16 protein-coding genes are annotated in these 16,587 nt (G+C 71.8%); 12 read left to right on the top strand and 4 right to left on the bottom strand.

What is annotated here, in order from left to right; translation table 11 throughout:
* Positions 1-105: 105 nt before the first annotated feature.
* The 4 genes from glgA (at position 106) to ACIQMR_RS11565 (ending at position 4,657) form a co-directional block, all read left to right on the top strand.
* Positions 106-1,269 (top strand): glycogen synthase, encoded by a 1,164-nt coding sequence (gene glgA, locus ACIQMR_RS11550; RefSeq protein WP_401385193.1) that lies wholly within the window; start codon positions 106-108, stop codon positions 1,267-1,269.
* Between the two features lie 30 nt (positions 1,270-1,299).
* Entirely contained in the window at positions 1,300-2,517 is a 1,218-nt protein-coding gene (gene glgC, locus ACIQMR_RS11555) for a glucose-1-phosphate adenylyltransferase (RefSeq protein ID WP_401385194.1), read from the top strand.
* Positions 2,518-2,727: 210 nt separating this feature from the next.
* Entirely contained in the window at positions 2,728-4,191 is a 1,464-nt protein-coding gene (locus ACIQMR_RS11560; RefSeq protein WP_401385195.1) for an SDR family NAD(P)-dependent oxidoreductase, read from the top strand.
* Between the two features lie 295 nt (positions 4,192-4,486).
* Complete coding sequence (locus tag ACIQMR_RS11565) at positions 4,487-4,657, top strand: hypothetical protein (protein ID WP_266385682.1); 171 nt, start codon at positions 4,487-4,489, stop codon at positions 4,655-4,657.
* 84 nt (positions 4,658-4,741) lie between these two features.
* Here ACIQMR_RS11565 and ACIQMR_RS11570 read toward each other — a convergent pair whose 3' ends face one another.
* From ACIQMR_RS11570 to ACIQMR_RS11580, 3 genes are read right to left on the bottom strand one after another with little or no spacing between them, the layout of a single operon-like run.
* Positions 4,742-6,199, bottom strand: coding sequence for a lipase maturation factor family protein (locus ACIQMR_RS11570; protein ID WP_401385196.1), 1,458 nt, complete (start codon positions 6,197-6,199; stop codon positions 4,742-4,744).
* Complete coding sequence (locus tag ACIQMR_RS11575; protein ID WP_401385197.1) at positions 6,166-6,777, bottom strand: DUF1990 family protein; 612 nt, start codon at positions 6,775-6,777, stop codon at positions 6,166-6,168. The genes ACIQMR_RS11570 and ACIQMR_RS11575 overlap by 34 nt, the downstream gene beginning before the upstream one ends.
* Positions 6,765-7,595: a YndJ family protein gene (locus ACIQMR_RS11580; RefSeq protein ID WP_401385198.1), complete on the bottom strand. Its 831-nt coding sequence runs from the start codon at positions 7,593-7,595 to the stop codon at positions 6,765-6,767. The genes ACIQMR_RS11575 and ACIQMR_RS11580 overlap by 13 nt, the downstream gene beginning before the upstream one ends.
* A gap of 152 nt (positions 7,596-7,747) precedes the next feature.
* Here ACIQMR_RS11580 and ACIQMR_RS11585 point away from each other — a divergent pair, with 152 nt between their 5' ends.
* From ACIQMR_RS11585 to ACIQMR_RS11600, 4 genes are all read left to right on the top strand, one after another.
* The gene (locus ACIQMR_RS11585; RefSeq protein ID WP_401385199.1) at positions 7,748-9,037 is read left to right on the top strand and encodes a DUF6777 domain-containing protein; all 1,290 of its coding nucleotides are present in this window, start codon (positions 7,748-7,750) and stop codon (positions 9,035-9,037) included.
* Positions 9,038-9,093: 56 nt separating this feature from the next.
* A complete protein-coding gene (locus ACIQMR_RS11590) occupies positions 9,094-11,211 on the top strand; it encodes a SpoIIE family protein phosphatase (RefSeq protein WP_401385200.1) in 2,118 nt (705 codons plus the stop codon).
* An 83-nt stretch (positions 11,212-11,294) separates the two neighbouring features.
* Positions 11,295-12,689 carry a wax ester/triacylglycerol synthase family O-acyltransferase gene (locus ACIQMR_RS11595; protein ID WP_401385201.1) on the top strand — a complete coding sequence of 465 codons (1,395 nt, stop codon included), beginning with the start codon at positions 11,295-11,297 and terminating at the stop codon, positions 12,687-12,689.
* Between the two features lie 95 nt (positions 12,690-12,784).
* Positions 12,785-13,648: an Fpg/Nei family DNA glycosylase gene (locus tag ACIQMR_RS11600; RefSeq protein ID WP_401385202.1), complete on the top strand. Its 864-nt coding sequence runs from the start codon at positions 12,785-12,787 to the stop codon at positions 13,646-13,648.
* Positions 13,649-13,670: 22 nt separating this feature from the next.
* On the opposite strand, the gene ACIQMR_RS11605 is transcribed toward ACIQMR_RS11600, so the two are convergent.
* A complete protein-coding gene (locus ACIQMR_RS11605; protein WP_401385203.1) occupies positions 13,671-14,354 on the bottom strand; it encodes a zf-HC2 domain-containing protein in 684 nt (227 codons plus the stop codon).
* 215 nt (positions 14,355-14,569) lie between these two features.
* Between ACIQMR_RS11605 and ACIQMR_RS11610 the strand changes: the two genes are divergently transcribed.
* From ACIQMR_RS11610 to ACIQMR_RS11625, 4 genes are all read left to right on the top strand, one after another.
* A complete protein-coding gene (locus ACIQMR_RS11610; protein ID WP_401385204.1) occupies positions 14,570-14,830 on the top strand; it encodes a zf-HC2 domain-containing protein in 261 nt (86 codons plus the stop codon).
* Between the two features lie 33 nt (positions 14,831-14,863).
* Positions 14,864-15,688 carry a LytR/AlgR family response regulator transcription factor gene (locus ACIQMR_RS11615; RefSeq protein ID WP_401385205.1) on the top strand — a complete coding sequence of 275 codons (825 nt, stop codon included), beginning with the start codon at positions 14,864-14,866 and terminating at the stop codon, positions 15,686-15,688.
* A 131-nt stretch (positions 15,689-15,819) separates the two neighbouring features.
* Positions 15,820-16,089, top strand: a complete 270-nt coding sequence (locus ACIQMR_RS11620; RefSeq protein ID WP_401385206.1) for a hypothetical protein — start codon at positions 15,820-15,822, stop codon at positions 16,087-16,089.
* A 97-nt stretch (positions 16,090-16,186) separates the two neighbouring features.
* On the top strand, positions 16,187-16,567 hold the full coding sequence (locus ACIQMR_RS11625) for a hypothetical protein (RefSeq protein WP_401385207.1): 381 nt from the start codon (positions 16,187-16,189) through the stop codon (positions 16,565-16,567).
* The last annotated feature ends 20 nt before the right edge of the window (positions 16,568-16,587 follow it).

The raw sequence follows: 16,587 nt of genomic DNA on the forward strand, positions 1-16,587 counted from the left end.
GGTCCCGTTCCGGATGGTGCCTCCTCCTGCCCGCGCCCGGTTCCGGATCGTGCCTCTGCCCGCAGCGGTCTTCCGCCCCGGCCGTATCTGAGTGACCATCGAGGTATGAGGGTGGGACTGCTCACACGCGAGTATCCGCCGGATGTCTACGGCGGCGCCGGAGTTCATGTGGAGTTCCTCGCCCGTGAGTTACGGGCACTGACCGACCTGGATGTGCACTGCTGGGGCGAGGGCCCTGCGAACGGGGCGGTCCGGCACACCGCCCTCGCTGGGCTCGACGGAGCCAACGACGCCCTGCGCACCTTCTCCGTCGATCTGTCGATGGCCGCGGCGCTCGCCGGCCGTGAAGTCGTGCACTCCCACACCTGGTACGCGAATCTCGCCGGCCATCTCGCCAAGCTGCTGTACGGCGTCCCGCACGTCGTCACCTCGCACTCGCTGGAGCCCCTGCGGCCCTGGAAGGCCGAGCAGCTCGGTGGCGGATACGCCCTGTCCGGCTGGGCCGAGCGCACCGCGGTCGAGGCGGCCGACGCCGTCATCGCCGTCTCCCACGGCATGCGCGCCGACATCCTCGACTGCTACCCGGCCCTCGACCCGGCCAGGGTCCACGTCGTCCACAACGGCATCGACACGGCCCTCTACCGGCCCGACCCCTCGACGGACGTGCTGCGCGGCCTCGGCATCGACCCCGCGCGCCCCTACGTCCTGTTCGTCGGCCGCATCACGCGCCAGAAGGGCGTTCCGCACCTGCTGCGCGCAGCCCGCGCCCTCGACCCCGCCGCCCAGCTCGTGCTCTGCGCCGGCGCCCCCGACACCCCCGAGATCGGCGCCGAGTTCCGTGAACTCGTCGAGGAGCTCGGCCGTGCCCGGGACGGGGTGCTGTGGATCCCCGGCATGCTGCCGAGGCCGGACGTGGTCCAACTCCTCACCCATGCCGCGGTGTTCGCCTGCCCTTCCGTGTACGAGCCGCTCGGCATCGTGAACCTGGAGGCGATGGCCTGTGGAACCGCCGTCGTCGCGTCGGCCGTCGGCGGCGTTCCCGAAGTCGTCGAGGACGGCCTGACCGGGCTGCTCGTACCGTACGACGCCCGGCATCCGCAGGACTTCGAGACGGGGCTCACCGAAGCCCTCAACCGGGTGCTCGACGACCCCGCGACGGCGCGGCGGATGGGCGAGGCCGGCCGGCGGCGCGCGGTCACCACATTCGGCTGGGACCAAGTGGCCCGGCGTACCTACGAGGTGTACGAGCGGACGCTCAAGTCGGACTGACGGCGCGAGCCGATGGCGTGAGGGGGCGCGATGCGCGGTGGACCTTCGGTGCTCGGGATCGTTCTGGCGGGAGGGGAGGGCAAACGGCTGATGCCGCTCACCGCCGACCGCGCGAAACCGGCGGTCACCTTCGGCGGCACGTACCGGCTCGTCGACTTCGTCCTGTCCAACCTGGTCAACGGGGACATCCTGCGGATCTGCGTACTGACCCAGTACAAGTCGCACTCCCTGGACCGCCACGTCACCACCACATGGCGGATGTCCGGCCTCCTCGGCAACTACGTGACGCCCGTGCCCGCGCAGCAGCGGCTCGGCCCGCGCTGGTACCTCGGCAGCGCGGACGCGATCCTGCAGTCCCTCAATCTGGTCCACGACGAACAGCCCGACCACATCGCCGTCTTCGGCGCCGACCACGTCTACCGCATGGACCCGCGCCACATGCTGAAGCAGCACATCGAGAGCGGGGCCGGGGTCACCGTGGCCGGGATCAGGGTGCCGCGCGCCGACGCCTCGTCGTTCGGCGTCATCAGCCCCGCCGCGGACGGCACCCGGGTGGAGCGTTTCCTGGAGAAGCCCGCCGACCCTCCCGGCCTGCCCGGCGACCCGGACCGGGTCTTCGCCTCCATGGGCAACTACGTCTTCACCACCAAGGTCCTCGTCGACGCGCTGCACCGGGACGCCGAGGACCCCCGGTCGGTGCACGACATGGGCGGCTCGATCCTGCCGATGCTCACCGAGCGAGGGATGGCGCAGCTCTACGACTTCGACGCCAACCACGTGCCGGGGGAGAGCGCGGCCGAGCACGGCTACTGGCGCGACGTGGGCACCCTCGATTCGTACTACGAAGCGCATATGGACCTGATCGCGGAACGCCCCGGATTCAGCCTGGAGAACCGCCTCTGGCCCATCTACACCCACCCCGGCCAGCTGCCGCCCGCGAGGTTCTGCGCGGGCGGGATCGCGAGCGAGTCGGTCGTCAGCCCCGGCTGTGTGATCCGCGGCCAGGTCACCCGGTCCGTGCTCTCACCCGGAGTGACCGTCGGACCCGGCGCCGTCGTGCAGGGCTCGGTCCTGCACGACAACGTGCGCATCGGGCGCGGTGCGGTGGTACGCGGAGCCGTCCTCGACAAGAACGTCGAGGTCCCGGCTGGCGCCACGATCGGCGTCAATCCGGAGCGGGACCAGGAGCTGTACACGGTGTCGAAGGGCGGGGTGATAGCCCTCGGGAAGGGGCAGCGGGTGCTGTGACCGCGGAGCGGGGTGCGCCGTCCGGTACGCCCAGGTGCGACCTCGCCAGGCAGGGTCACGATCCTGACCCTGCGCGCAGGCGGGGTCACTGCCGTGACCTTGCGTGCAGGCGGTTTGGCCCGCACACCCTCGTCTGAAGTAAAGTTCCGCTTTTGGAAACTTCACGCGGACACCACGCGGGTCTCAGGGACACAGGGAACGGCAGCGGCGATGACGGTGACAGACGACAGCCTGGAGTACGGCCCCGGCATCGACCCGGAGCGCCTTGCCGTCTGCCTGGGTGTCCTGGAGGAGCTCGACCGGCTGGAGGTCGACCACCCCGACGCGATCATGGTGCGCCGTGCCACCGCCGGTATCTACCGGACCGTGAAGCAGCGCCGCCGCCAGGAGCGCCGGGCGGCCAAGACGGCCCATGACAAGTCGGTCACCGAGGCCACCGCCACCGGCTCCGCCGAGCGCATCGACGACGAGACCCAGGGTCTGCTGCCCTCCTCCTCCGTGGCGGGGGAGATCGCCGGCATACTCCAGCGCCCGAGGTCCTGCTACATCTGCAAGACCCGGTACGTCGAGGTCGACGCCTTCTACCACCAGCTGTGCCAGAAGTGCGCCGCCGAGAACCGCGCCCGCCGTGACGCCCGCACCGACCTGACCGGACGCCGCGCCCTGCTCACCGGCGGCCGCGCCAAGATCGGCATGTACATCGCCCTGCGGCTGCTGCGCGACGGCGCGCACACCACCATCACCACCCGGTTCCCGAACGACGCGATCCGCCGTTTCAAGGCGATGCCGGACAGTGACGAGTGGATCCACCGCCTCAAGGTCGTCGGTATCGATCTGCGCGACCCGGCGCAGGTCGTCGCGCTCGCCGACTCGGTCGCCGCCGAGGGCCCGCTGGACATCCTGATCAACAACGCCGCCCAGACCGTGCGCCGCTCTCCCGAGGCCTACAGCGAGCTGGTCGTCGCCGAGAGCGCCCCGCTGCCCGCCGGTGAGCTGCCCGCCGCCGAGGTGATCGGCACCTTCGGCAGCGGTGGCGTGGACCGGATGGCCGCCCTGCCCGCGCCGCGGTCCGAGGGGCTCACCGCCCAGGACGTGACCGAGCTGGCGCTGGTCACCGGCTCGGCGTCGCTCGCCAGGATCGAGGCGGGCACCGCCATCGACGCCGGCGGTCTCGTCCCCGATCTGCACGACACGAACAGCTGGATCCAGACCGTCTCCGAGGTCGACCCGGTCGAGCTGCTCGAAGTGCAGCTCTGCAACTCCACCGCGCCGTTCATCCTGATCAGCCGGCTGCGCCCGTCGATGGCCGCCTCGGCCGCGAAGCGCAAGTACGTCGTGAACGTCTCCGCCATGGAGGGCGTCTTCAGCCGTGGCTACAAGGGCGCAGGCCACCCGCACACCAACATGGCCAAGGCCGCGCTGAACATGCTGACCCGCACCAGCGCCCAGGAGATGTTCGAGTCCGACGGCATCCTGATGACCGCGGTCGACACGGGCTGGATCACGGACGAGCGCCCCCACCCGGACAAGATCCGGCTGGCGGCCGAGGGCTTCCACGCCCCGCTGGACCTGGTCGACGGCGCGGCCAGGGTCTACGACCCGATCGTGCGCGGTGAGGACGGCGAGGAGCTCTTCGGCTGCTTCCTCAAGGACTACGCGCCGGCCAACTGGTAACCCGAATGGCCCAACCCCCCGGGCGAGCAGGACTCCCCGGGGGTTTCCTGTACCCGATGGAGCGTCACCTCTGGCCTGTTTCCTGTAAAGAAACGCCCAATGTGACGTAATCCATCGAGCGCAGCCGCGCTCATATGGGTACTCTGGAGCCAACGGACGGTCGGCAAGGGCCCACGAAACCCCCCGCGACCGCCCTGGGACAGGCCCGCAACCTCGGCCGCGATCCCGCCAGAAGACGGCGCCACCGCGACCGGACTGCCCCTGTCCCTTGTGACGCGACACTAAGGAGTGCGCGGTGACGACTGAAATGAAGAAGAAGGACAAGCCCTCGGCGGATCCCGGAGAACGACCCGGGCGGCCCGACGAGCTGGGGAGCCTCGAGGTCTGGGCCAGGTCGGCGCCCATCCGGCTGGCCGGATACGAGGACGATCTCGCCGAGCCGCACATCCTGCCGGGCATCGACTGAGCCGGCGCCGCACAGCGATCGCGTACCCCCTGGTCCCCGCACGGACCGGGGGGTACGCGCGTTCGACGGCGGTATGCGTGCTCCTTACACCCGGTCGGTGCTGACGTCCGTGCCGGCATCGGCGCCGGCATCGGTCGTGCTCAGCCGGGTCGGCGGCAGGAAGTCGCGCAGGTAGCGCCGCTGCCACCAGGCCCCGGTGGCGCGCAGCTGCCGCCATGTCGTGAACTCGTAGTGGTACAGCCGGGCCCGGACGTACAGCGGTGGCGCGTCGGGGAACGGGTTGCGGCGCAGCAGCCTCAGCGTGTCACGGTCGTTGTCGAGCAGTCGTTCGACGAAGCCGCCGAACCAGGACCGGGCGTACGCGGGGGAGAGGGCGGCGAACCACATCAGCCAGTCGAGGCGCAGGTGGTACGGGGCGAACTGCCGGGGCAGCCGGCGGACGTCACCGGGTTTGCCGTGGAACTCGTACTCCCGCCATACGGTGCCGGGGCGCGGTACGCGCTCGTCCGTGCCCTCCACGACGACCTCGAACCGGACCCGCCCGACGGTGCCGAACGCCCCGTAGGTGTTCACCAGGTGCAGCGGGTCGAAGGAGCGGTTCATCGCCTGCCGCCGGGAGAGCAGATTGCGCACCGGGTGGTAGCTGAGGGCCAGGACGAGCACCGTCACCGCGATCACCAGGACCTCGTACCACAGCGGCGCGGCGGGGAGCGGATGCGGCCCCGTGAGCGGGGAGAAGTCGACGGCGGACAGGGCGAGGGCGATCGTCAGCCAGTTCAGCCAGGAGAAGTTGCCGGAGAGCACCAGCCACAGCTGGGTCAGGGCGATCATGCCTGCCGCCGCGGTCGCGATCGGCTGCGGGGTGAAGAGGAGCACGGGGACGAGCAGTTGGGTCACATGGTTGGCCCCGGCCTCCACGCGGTGCAGCGGCCCCGGCAGGCGGTGGAAGAACCAGCTCAGCGGGCCCGGCATCGGCTGGGTCTCGTGGTGGAAGTAGAGACAGGTGAGCCGGCGCCAGCACTCGTCGCCCCGGATCTTGATCAGCCCGGCGCCGAACTCCACCCGGAAGAGCAGCCAGCGCAGCAGCCACAGCACCAGCACCGGCGGCGCCGCGCGCTCGTTCCCGAGGAAGACCGCGAGGAATCCCGCCTCCAGCAGCAGGGATTCCCAGCCGAAGGCGTACCAGGTCTGCCCCACGTTGACGATCGAGAGATACAGCGCCCACAGCGCCGCCCACCACAGCATCGCCGTCCACAGCGGCAGCCGGTCGGCCGCGCCGGCGAGCAGCGCGGCCGAGAGCGCCGCCCCGCCCCAGGCGCAGCACGCGAAGAAGCGGTCCGAGTAGTGCAGTTGGAACAGGCTCGGCGCCCGCCGCATCGTCGCGTACCGCAGGTACTCGGGTACCGGCAGCATGCCGCGCTCACCGATCAGCGCCCGGAACTGCAGGGCGGCACCGACGAAACCCACGAGGTACACGGTGGCCAGCGCCCGCTGGAAGACCAGTCTGCTCAGCCAGTAGTCGGGTGCCGTGAACCACTCCATCGCGGACCTCCGGTACCTCCAGTATCGGCCTCGGCCGCGAGGCGTCGCAGCGTGGCGCCGAGCCTGCGGGCGTACAGGCGCTGGAGGAGCGGCACGAGGGGTCCGGCGAGCCGGGTGTACCAGCGGTCCGGCCTGCTGAAGGCCATCACGGTGAACCAGACGGAGCCGTCGTCCCCGAACTCCACGACGAAGCACTCCTCGCCGCGTTCCGGGTGGCCGGTCAGGGTGCCGTAGGCGAAGCCGGTGCGGTCGCGCTCGTACGCGGTCCAGATCACCCGGCAGGGGGCGCGGAACCGCACCGGTCCGATGCCGAGCGACACCTCCACGGCGCTGCCCGGCTCGGCGCGGGTGGTGGAGGCGTCGACGCGCGCGCCCGAGGCGCGGTGCATCCGCCAGCTGGTGACGGCGGCACCGGCGGTCTCGAAGGCGGGGCGGCCGCGGCCGATACGGGTGCGGTGGTGGAGGTGGTGGTAGCCGTCGGGCAGGGGGCCGAGGCGGGTGGCTCCGGCCTGGGGGTAGTTGAGCCCTTCGGTGGAGGTCATGGGGTGGTCCTCTCCGTTCCTCTTCATCGTGCCCATGCGGTCGTCTCCTTCAGTCGTCGCCAGGCCAGGAGCGAGCAGAGCGCGAAGCCCAGCGCGTTGCCGAGGCCGTGCGTGGCGGCCATCCAGGTGAGGTCGGGGTGAGGCAGGCCGGTGGCTTCGCCCAGGGCCCAGCTCAGTGCGAGGAGCATCGTCGCCACCAGAACGGCCGCAGATACCCCCAGCAGTGTGCGAATCAGCCGTTCGGCGCTGCTGCTGCGTACATCACGCCAGGTCAGCAGGGCGACGGCCCACATGCCGGCGGTCAGCACCAGCGCCCCGACGAGCTCGGCCCAGTCGTCGACGAAGTAGCCGGCGAGCACCAGCAGGGTGCCGACCGGGACGCTGAGCGCCGCGAAGCGGCCGGTGGGACCGTCTGCCGACCGGCATACCAGGCCTGCCACCAGCGCGGCGGCGAAGCCCGCGAAGTGGAAGTGCGGCACGGTCAGCGCCAGGATCTCCAGGTCGAAGCCGAAGAGTTCGTGGCCCGAGCGTTCGGCCACCAGGGCGACACCGGCGACGGCCGGCGTGACCAGGGCCGTCAGTACGGCGATCTCCGCGGGGGCGAGCGAGCGGGTGCGCCGCAGCCGGGCGGGGGCGTGCAGGGCGAGTGCCGTGGTGGCGAGGGCGTACACCGAGGCCAGGGCGGTGGCGGCGGGGCCGCGGGGCAGCCACAGAGCCACGGCGCCGGGGACGGCGAGCAGCGGCCACAGCCTGCGCAGCAGTACCGGGGCCGGCGGGGCGACGAGGCGCAGCCCGAACGGAACGATCACCAGCATGCCCAGCATCACGATCACGTTGACCAGCGCGGTCCTCATGCCCCACCCCCTGCTTGAACATGTTCAGTTCCAGGGATTGAGCCTAGAGGGTGACTTGAACATGTTCAAGTCGCGGGTTGCGGGTGAATGCGGCAAGACATGGAGGGATCACTCTGGGTACACACCTCAAAACAGGCGGGAGATGGCGGGGCATGTTCGTGCGCTCACCGATGTATCGCCGGTACGCCGGGCCGGCAGTGTTGTCGGCCGGTCTGTCGGCCGCGCTGCTGGTCACGGGTTGCAGCAGCCTGACGGATCAGGGCCAGTCCGGTTCGGTCCCCACGCAGGAGATCCGTCTGCAGCCCGCCGCGGAACCGGGCCCCGATCCCTTCACCCCGTCGACGGCCACCGCCACCGCGGTGTCCCGGCAGCTTCCCGCGCCGCGGGCCTCGGCGTCCGGCGAGGGCTCCGGCACCGTCCGGTCCATCCGCACGGTTCTGGGGTCCACGCCCGGACTGTACGGCGGCACCCGTTCGGTCGCGAGCTGTGACGTCGAGCAGCAGATCCGGTTCCTCGTCGGCGACCCGGGCAAGGGGCAGGCGTTCACCGAGGGGGTCGGCGTCAGCCAGGAGGACATGCCGGCGTTCCTGCGCGGGCTCACTCCCGTCGTGCTCCGCGCGGACGCCAGGGTGACCAGCCACGGCTACCGCGACGGCGTCGCCCAGCGCCGCCAGGCCGTCCTGCAGGCCGGTACCGCCGTCCTGGTCGACGAGCACGGCTCGCCCCGGGTGCGCTGCGTCTCCGGCAGCCCGCTGGCCTCGCCGGTCGTCACCGCGGGGGCTCAGAACGAGCAGGGCAAGCCCTGGCCGGGCTACGACCGTGACCGGGTCGTCGTGATCACCCGTGCCGCCCAGGTGATCGACAACCTGGTGATCGTCGACCTCGCCGGGAACAGCTGGATGGAGCGCAGGAGCGGCTCGGACGGCGAAGCGGACCAGAACCCTCAGGTGCCGCCCGCGTACGACCCCGGACTTCATGTCACCGAGGTCCCGCCCGGGCCCCAGCCGGCCGGGCCGGACAGCCCCAGCGCGCCGCCGCCGAGCCCCGACGCCGGCAGCCCGCAGCCGACGCCTCCGGGGACGGTCGGTCCCGGTGTGCCGACCTCCCCGACCCGCGGCCCCGACGGACCCGGCGCGGCCATCGTGCCGGATGCCGACCCGCCCGTCGATCCGGGCGGCGCGGGCCAGGACCCGGGCGGTCAGGGAATCGACCCGGGCGGTGCCGGCCAGGACGACAGCGGTCTGCTCATCTCTCCCGACTCGGGTGGTGCGCTCCCGCCGGGCGGAGTGGACGGTTCCGGACAGGGGACCGGCTCCGGTGACGGCGGAGGCGGCAACCCCGACGGCGGGCCCGACGTCATCCTTCCGGACGCCCCGATGCCCGACGGCGTCGGAAGCGCCCCGGAGCCGCAGGCCGACGGGGACGGGAGCTTCCAGGGCTGACACCGAGGGAGGCCCGCTCGCTCGATAAATCGGACAAACGATGGCAGAGTGTCACCATGGTTGATCGGGCAGCGGGTGCCCTGTCGCTTCCCGACGACTGGCCCGCCCACCCGGATCTGAGTCTGGCCCTCAACCGCATGGGCAGCTTCGACTGGGATCTCGACAGCGGGCTGATGCATCTGGATCAGCCCGCTCTCGACGTGTTCGACACCCCGGCCGACGTCTACGACGGACGCCCGGAGACGCTCGCCTCCCGCTTCCCGCGCGGAGAGTCGACCCGGCTGGACGGGCTGGTCTCGCAGGCCCTGAAGGACGGCAGCACCAGCTACGGCGCGTACTTCCGCATCCGCTGCAGGGACGGCACGCTGCGCTGGACCCACACCCAGGGATCGATCCTCCGCGACACCGCGGGCCGCCCCCACCGCATCATCGGCATCGTCCGCGACGCGACCCAGGAGCTCGCCGACTCCACCGCCCGGGTGGAACTCGACGCGGAACGCCGCCGCCAGACCAGCGTGGTCGAGAGCACCACCGCGGCCCTCGCGCACGCCAGAACGGTCAAGGACGTCATCGACGTACTGAAGGACTCGCACGGCCTGGAGCATCTCGGCGCCACCAGCCTGGTCATGGGCCTGCTGGAGGCCGGCCGGATCCGTCTGGTCGCCGAGGGCCCCGAAGGCTCGTTCGTACCGGGCACCCGCTACACCCGGGTCGACGAGCAGTACCCGATGAGCGAGGTCATCCGCACCCTCGCGCCCCGCTTCATCGAGTCCAAGGAGGACTTCGCCACCTCCTACCCCAGGCTCTGGCCGCACATCAGCGGGCTCGGCATCACCTCGGCCGCCTACATGCCGCTGATCGCCCAGGCCCGCCCCATCGGCGCTCTCGGTCTGCTGTACCGGGAGAAGACCGGCTTCACCACCGAGGAGCGCAATCTGCTCGTCGCGCTCGGCAGCAGCATCGCGCAGAGCCTGCAGCGAGCCGTCCTGTTCGAGCAGGAGCATGATCTCGCCGAGGGGCTCCAGCAGGCGATGCTGCCGCGCCGGATCCCGTCCGTGCCCGGAGCGCAGATCGCGGTCCGCTACCGCTCCGCCCGGCTCGGCCGCGACATCGGAGGCGACTGGTACGACGTCATCCCGCTGCCGGGCGGACGCGTCGGCGCGATCATCGGCGACGTCCAGGGTCATGACACCCACGCCGCGGCGGTCATGGGACAGCTCCGCATCGTCCTGCGCGCGTACGCCGCCGAGGGGCACACCCCGGCGACCGTGATGGCGCGCGCCTCCGTGTTCCTCCACGAGCTCGACACCGATCGCTTCGCGACCTGTATCTACGCGGAGGCCGATCTGACCACGGGCGTCGTGCAGATGGTCCGGGCCGGCCACATCGACCCCCTGCTGCTCGGCGCCGACGGCGACTGCCGCCGCCTTCCCGTGGACGGCGGGCTGCCGCTCGGCCTCTCCGCCGAGTTCGGCCGGCTCGAGTACCCCGTCGCCACCCTCGAACTGGACCCGGGGCAGACGCTGTTGCTCTGCACCGACGGGCTCGTCGAGCAGCGGGGCGCCGACCTCGACGACGGAATGCAACTGCTCACGGTCATGATCCGCGGTGGCCCCAAGAACCTCCAGCTGCTGGCCGACCGGCTCTGCGAGGAGGTCGACGAGCGGGGCGGCGACGACGACGTGGCGATCCTGCTGCTGCGGCGCCACGGCGCGTACGCCCCGCGCAGCGGCGGACGTCTGCAGCAGCACGTCGCCCAGAACGATCCCGAGGCGCTCAGCTCCGGCAGGCACATGATCCGGGCCGCGGTACGGGCCTGGGGTGCGGCGGACCGTTCCGACGAGATCGAGCTGGCGGCCGACGAACTGATCACCAACGCGCTGATGCACACGGACGGCGGCGCGATCGTGACGGCCCGGGTGCTGCCGGGGCCCGAGCGGCGGCTGCGCGTGGAGGTGGAGGATTCGTCCAGCGCACTGCCCCGGCGCCGTGAGGCGGGGGAGTCCGGCGTCTCGGGCCGGGGGTTGATGCTGGTGGACCGGCTGGCGGACGTCTGGGGTGTGGAGTCGCGCGGCAGCGGCAAGTGTGTGTGGTGCGAGTTCGTCGTCCCGGGCAGGGTGGCCGCCGGACGGCCACGGGAACTACCGGAACTACCGGACGGTAACCCTATGTAACCTGATTGTACTTGACCGTAACCGACTGCAGGCGATTGACTGCGTACTCCTGTGTTCCGGCCTCCTAGGACATGAGGACCTCCTTGAGCACCGAGCTTCTGGCACCTCTCGATCTCGCTTTCTGGCACCTCGAGACCGCCGACCACCCGATGCACCTCGGTGCGCTCGCCTACTTCTCCCCACCCGCGGCCGGCGACGACGCCGCCGCGACCGGCAGCGAGGAGATCCTCGGCCTGCTCGCCACCCGCGCCGCCGCGATTCCCCGGCTGCGGATGTGCGTACGGGACGTCCTGCTGCCCGTGGGCGGCTCCGCCTGGACGGCCGACAAGGACTTCGACGTCCGCCGGCACCTGCGTCAGGTCCGGCTTCCCGCAGGTGACTTCGCCGAGGCGGCGGCGAGGCTCGCCGGAGAGCTGATGGAGCGCCCGCTCGAACGAGGGCTGCCGCCGTGGGAGATGTACCTGCTCACCGGCGGGCCGGGCGATCCGTTCGGTGTGCTGGTCAAGCTGCACCACGCCCTCGCCGACGGCATGCGCGCCGTCGCCATCGGCGCCGGCATCTTCGACGAGATCGCCGGGCCGCTCGCCGCCCGCGCCCGCAAGAGCGGGCGCAGGGCGGGCCTGGGGCCGTCCCCCGTGCCCCCTCGCTCCTGGCTGCCCGGACCCTGGCAGGTCGCCGGAATGGCACGAGGCCGCATCGAGGAACTGGGCCGGGCCCTCGGCGTCGGCGCGTCCCTCCTCGGCGCCTCGCTCGCCAGGGCCGGCCGCCTCGACCCGCGCGGCGCGGCCGCGCTGAGCGCCACCTCCAGCGGTACGCGCCGGCTCGCCACCGCCGTGCTCGACCTCGACGACGTCCACGCGGTGCGCAGGGTCGCGGGCGGCACCGCCAACGACGTGCTCCTCGCCACCGTCGCCGGAGCGCTCCGGCGCTGGATGGCGGAGCGCGGCGACACGCTGCCGCTCACCGATCCCAGCGCCCTCGTCCCGGTCTCCCGCCGCCGCCCCGGGGGCCCGCCCGGCTCCGGCAACAAGCTCTCGGCGTACCTGCTCGGACTGCCCGTCTCCGAAGCCGACCCCTGGGCCAGGCTCTACGCGGTCCGCACCGGCATGGACCGCAACAAGGCGGCCGGCCCGCTCCGCGGCGCCGGAGCCGTCGCCGTCCTCGCCGATCAACTTCCGCCCCTGGCTCACCGGTTCGGCGCCCCGCTCGCCGGGAACGCCGCCCGGATGCTCTTCGACCTGCTGGTCACGAGCGTGCCTCTGCCCCGCTCGGCCCTCTCGCTCGGCGGCTTCCCGCTCCGTGAGATCTACCCGATGGCACCGCTCGCCCGCGGCCAGTCGCTCGCCGTGGCGATGTCGACGTACCGCGGCCACGTCCACTTCGGCCTGGTCGCCGACGGCAAGGCGCTCCCCGACGTCGACCGTCTCGCCCGAGCCGTCGAGGAGGAACTCGCGGCGCTGGTGGAACTGGTCTGCTAGATCCCCCCGCGTAGGTCCCCCGGGCCCGGGGCCGAGCCCTCGGAAAAGGGGCCGGGGCGCTCGCCGTACGCGGCGCCGTGCGGCACGCTGGTGGCATGCCCGAACTGCCCGAGGTCGAAGCTCTCAGAGAGTTCCTCGACGAGAACCTGGTCGGCAAGGAGATCGCCAAGGTGTTCCCCGTGGCGATCAGTGTGCTCAAGACGTACGACCCGCCGCTCACCGCCCTCGAGGGCGGAGACGTCACCGCCGTGCACCGGCACGGCAAGTTCCTGGACATCTCCACCGGAGCCGGGCTGCATCTCGTCTTCCACCTCGCCCGCGCGGGCTGGCTGCAGTGGAAGGACGTCCTGCCCTCCGGAGTGCCCCGCCCCGGCAAGGGCCCGCTCGCCCTGCGCACCGCGCTCACCGGAGGCGACGGCTTCGACCTCACGGAGGCCGGCACCACCAAGCGGCTCGCCGTCCATCTCGTACGCGACCCCGCCGATGTGCCCGGCATCGCCCGGCTCGGCCCCGATCCGTTCGCCGACGGCTTCGACCGGGAGGCCTTCGCCGCGCTGCTCGCCGGCGAGCGCCGCCAGATCAAGGGCGCGCTGCGCGACCAGAGCCTCATCGCGGGGATCGGCAACGCCTATAGCGACGAGATCCTGCACGCCGCGCGGATGTCGCCGTACAAGCTCGCCGCGAAGCTGGACGAGGACGAGGTCACGACTCTGTACGAGGCGCTGCGCACGACGCTCACGGACGCCGTCGAGCGCTCGCACGGGCTGGCCGCCGGCCGGCTGAAGGCCGAGAAGAAGAGCGGACTGCGGGTGCACGGCCGCACCGGCGAGGCCTGCCCGGTGTGCGGCGACACCATCCGCGAAGTCTCCTTCCACGACTCCTCGTTGCAGTACTGCCCGACCTGTCAGACCGGCGGCAAGCCGCTCGCGGACCGGCGGATGTCCAGGCTGCTCAAGTAGCGGCGCCGGTCGGGGCTGGTGCTCAACGGGCCAGGGACACCAGATGCTCGCCGCGCACGGTGCGGACCTCGAAGCCGCCGATCTCCTCGCGCCGCAGCGCCGTACCCACCTCGACGTCCAGCGGATCCGCCGCCTCGGACGAGCCGGGGATGCCGTAACCACGGTCCGGCACCGACCAGGTGGTGACCGTGTGCTCCTTGCCGTCCTTGCCGACCACGACGAGGACGCACGTCCGCGGACCGGGCAGCCTGGCCATGCGCAGCGCGACGGACGTGCCCCAGTCCGCCGAGCGCAGATCGACCGCCCCGTGGACACCGGTCGCGGAGTCGGTCGCGGCGATCCGCTCGTCGGGGCCGCCCTTCCCCCCGGCCGTGCGGTCCCCCGCGAGGCCCACGGCGACGGCGGGCAGCGCCACGATCAGCGCGGCCGCCGCGGCGACCAGCCGCAGCCTGCGGCGCGAACTGTTCCGGCGCCGCAACGCGACCTCGTGGAGCAGGCGTTCCAGCAGCCGCGGCGCCGGGGGCTGCTCGGGCCGGCCCGGCCCGCTCAGATCGCTCAGCGCCGAGGCGATCGGCGTGAAGTCGGACAACTGCACCGCGCACAGCACACACTCCGACAGATGCTCCTCAAAGCGGAAGGCGTCCGCGGGCCCGAGGACGCCCAGCGCGTAGGCGGCCACATCCCGGTGCTGCTCCCGCAGATTCATGGACCAATCCTTCGGCTCGTCGGCTACGAACGGTCCATACGCGTCGTACGCACCGTGTGGTCTCGACCAGGAATACGCAGCGGAACCGTGCCGTGCTCACCGGCGGAGGCGGAAAGTGCGCTCCGGTCACACAGAGCGCAACCGCCGTGAGAGAGTGTGGAGAAGGCTCGTGGAACAGGTGTGTAAATGGTGGAGAATCGAGGAGCGGGATCCGTATGACCGGGCCCCGATCTGCCAGTCCCCACGTGGAAGTGCTGCTCGGCGCGTATGTGCTCGGTGCGCTCGCCCCCGGGGAGGAGGCCCGTGTGGCCGGGCATCTCGCTCACTGCGGCACATGCCGGATCACGTATCTGGACATGGCCGATGCCCAGGCGCTGCTGGCCACGCTCTCCGAGGACGATCTCCTGGACCTCCTCGGCGGACCCGGCGGACCCGGCGGGTCCGGCAGCCGGCCCGGCGGGGGCACCACCCCGTAGTCCCCGGCCTCCCGCGCGCCTAAGATCCGCTGCATGCTGCGCGTACTGGCGGTCGACGACGAGAAACCGGCTCTCGGGGAACTGCTCTATCTGCTGCGCTCCGACCCGCGGGTGCACAGCGCCGACGGGGCCACCGACGCCACCGAGGCGCTGCGCCGCATCGGCCGCGCCCTCGACGCCGGACCCGACGACGCGAACGGCATCGACGTCGTGTTCCTCGACATCCACATGGCCGGACTCACCGGGCTCGATGTCGCCAGGCTGCTCGCCGGCTTCGCCAGCCCCCCGCTGATCGTGTTCGTCACCGCCCATGAGGGCTTCGCCGTGCAGGCGTTCGATCTGAAGGCCGTCGACTACGTGCTGAAGCCCGTGCGCAGGGAGCGGCTCGCCGAGGCGGTACGCCGGGTCAGCGAGCTGGTCGAGTCGGCGCGCGAACCGCGGCAGCCCGTGTCGTCGTCGGCGACCGCAGCCGCCTCGGCCCAGGCGCCGCACGGTGCGACGGTACCGGCCGTACAGCGCGGAGCACCCGACCAGATCCCGGTGGAACTCGGCGGTGTCACCCGCTTCGTGGCCATCGACGACATCACCTACGTCGAGGCCCAGGGCGACTACGCCCGCCTGCACACCACGGACGGCAGCCACCTCGTACGGATCCCGCTGTCCACACTGGAGGAGCGCTGGGCTTCCCGGGGGTTCGTCCGCATACACCGCAGCCATCTCGTCGCGCTCGGCCGTATCGACGAGCTCCGTCTGGACGCGGGCGCCACGACCGTACGGATCGGCACGGCGGAACTCGCCGTCAGCCGCCGCCACGCACGCGAGCTGCGCGACCTGCTGTTGCGGCACGCTCGCCGCTGACCGCCGCCCGGCGCGCGCGGCGCACCGTTCACCGCCCCGGGCGGACCGTACGGCGACGGGTGCCCCGGCAGGTCCGCGAGGACCCGTCACCCCTGCCTACCCTTGATCGGGAAGCGAGAAGGGGCGGCCGGATGTCCGATATCGAAGCGCTGCTCCGCGAGCTCCGAGCTCTGGAGGCGATCCGCGGTGCCGGACCGGGCGAGATCGCGGAGCTCCTGACCAAGGCCAAGAGCGCGGCCGGCCGCTGGGCCGACGTGCTCTACGAGATCCAGGAGTCCACGCAGGGGCTCGTCGGACCGCGCGCGGAGGCCGCCCTGGAGTTCGCGTTCCGCCGCGCCGAGGAGTCGTACGTCGAACTGGAGATCGCCCTCGCGGACTGCTCCCGCGAGCACGGCCGATGAGACCGGGACGAGAGACGTCGTTCGCCTACCCTCCCCGATCGTCCCTGCGTAGACTCCTCGGACCCCTGTACGAACGAGTCGCCGGGAGCGGACACCGATGTCTGCAGCACAGCCACCCCGCCGTGAAGTCGTCACGGGAGTGCCCCGCGGCGCCCGCCGCCGCCCCGGTCACGCACCCGCCCGCTCCGAGATCAGCGAGCACACCCCGCTCGGCACCGTGTACGTCCGCTCCCTGATGCGCAGCCAGCTGCGCGCGGCGCTCTACGCCCTGGCAATGCTCGCCCTCCTCGTCGGCACCCTCCCGCTGCTGTTCGCCTTCCCCACCGCCGTGCTCGGCTCCTTCTCCTCCCCCGAGCCGTTCGTCTGGGTCGCGCTCGGCGTCGCCGTCTATCCCGTGATGTGGCTGATCGCGCGCTGGTACGTGCGCCGGGCCGAGCGCAACGAACGCGACTTCACCGGGCTCGTCGAAGGCCGCTGAGAGCGCCAGTGGGGGACGAC

It is taken from the genome of Streptomyces sp. NPDC091376 (genome assembly GCF_044757085.1).
Lineage (GTDB): Bacteria > Actinomycetota > Actinomycetes > Streptomycetales > Streptomycetaceae > Streptomyces > Streptomyces pratisoli.

Bases quoted from the DNA above. Each gene is read 5' to 3' on its own strand.
- glgC (WP_401385194.1), top strand. From the start codon at position 1,300: ATGCGCGGTGGACCTTCGGTGCTCGGGATCGTTCTGGCGGGAGGGGAG.
- ACIQMR_RS11575 (WP_401385197.1), bottom strand. From the start codon at position 6,777: ATGGGCACGATGAAGAGGAACGGAGAGGACCACCCCATGACCTCCACC.
- ACIQMR_RS11625 (WP_401385207.1), top strand. From the start codon at position 16,187: ATGTCTGCAGCACAGCCACCCCGCCGTGAAGTCGTCACGGGAGTGCCC.
- ACIQMR_RS11560 (WP_401385195.1), top strand. From the start codon at position 2,728: ATGACGGTGACAGACGACAGCCTGGAGTACGGCCCCGGCATCGACCCG.
- ACIQMR_RS11585 (WP_401385199.1), top strand. From the start codon at position 7,748: ATGTTCGTGCGCTCACCGATGTATCGCCGGTACGCCGGGCCGGCAGTG.
- ACIQMR_RS11615 (WP_401385205.1), top strand. From the start codon at position 14,864: ATGCTGCGCGTACTGGCGGTCGACGACGAGAAACCGGCTCTCGGGGAA.
- ACIQMR_RS11620 (WP_401385206.1), top strand. From the start codon at position 15,820: ATGTCCGATATCGAAGCGCTGCTCCGCGAGCTCCGAGCTCTGGAGGCG.
- ACIQMR_RS11570 (WP_401385196.1), bottom strand. From the start codon at position 6,199: ATGGAGTGGTTCACGGCACCCGACTACTGGCTGAGCAGACTGGTCTTC.
- ACIQMR_RS11610 (WP_401385204.1), top strand. From the start codon at position 14,570: ATGACCGGGCCCCGATCTGCCAGTCCCCACGTGGAAGTGCTGCTCGGC.
- ACIQMR_RS11590 (WP_401385200.1), top strand. From the start codon at position 9,094: ATGGTTGATCGGGCAGCGGGTGCCCTGTCGCTTCCCGACGACTGGCCC.
- ACIQMR_RS11580 (WP_401385198.1), bottom strand. From the start codon at position 7,595: ATGAGGACCGCGCTGGTCAACGTGATCGTGATGCTGGGCATGCTGGTG.
- ACIQMR_RS11600 (WP_401385202.1), top strand. From the start codon at position 12,785: ATGCCCGAACTGCCCGAGGTCGAAGCTCTCAGAGAGTTCCTCGACGAG.
- ACIQMR_RS11605 (WP_401385203.1), bottom strand. From the start codon at position 14,354: ATGAATCTGCGGGAGCAGCACCGGGATGTGGCCGCCTACGCGCTGGGC.
- glgA (WP_401385193.1), top strand. From the start codon at position 106: ATGAGGGTGGGACTGCTCACACGCGAGTATCCGCCGGATGTCTACGGC.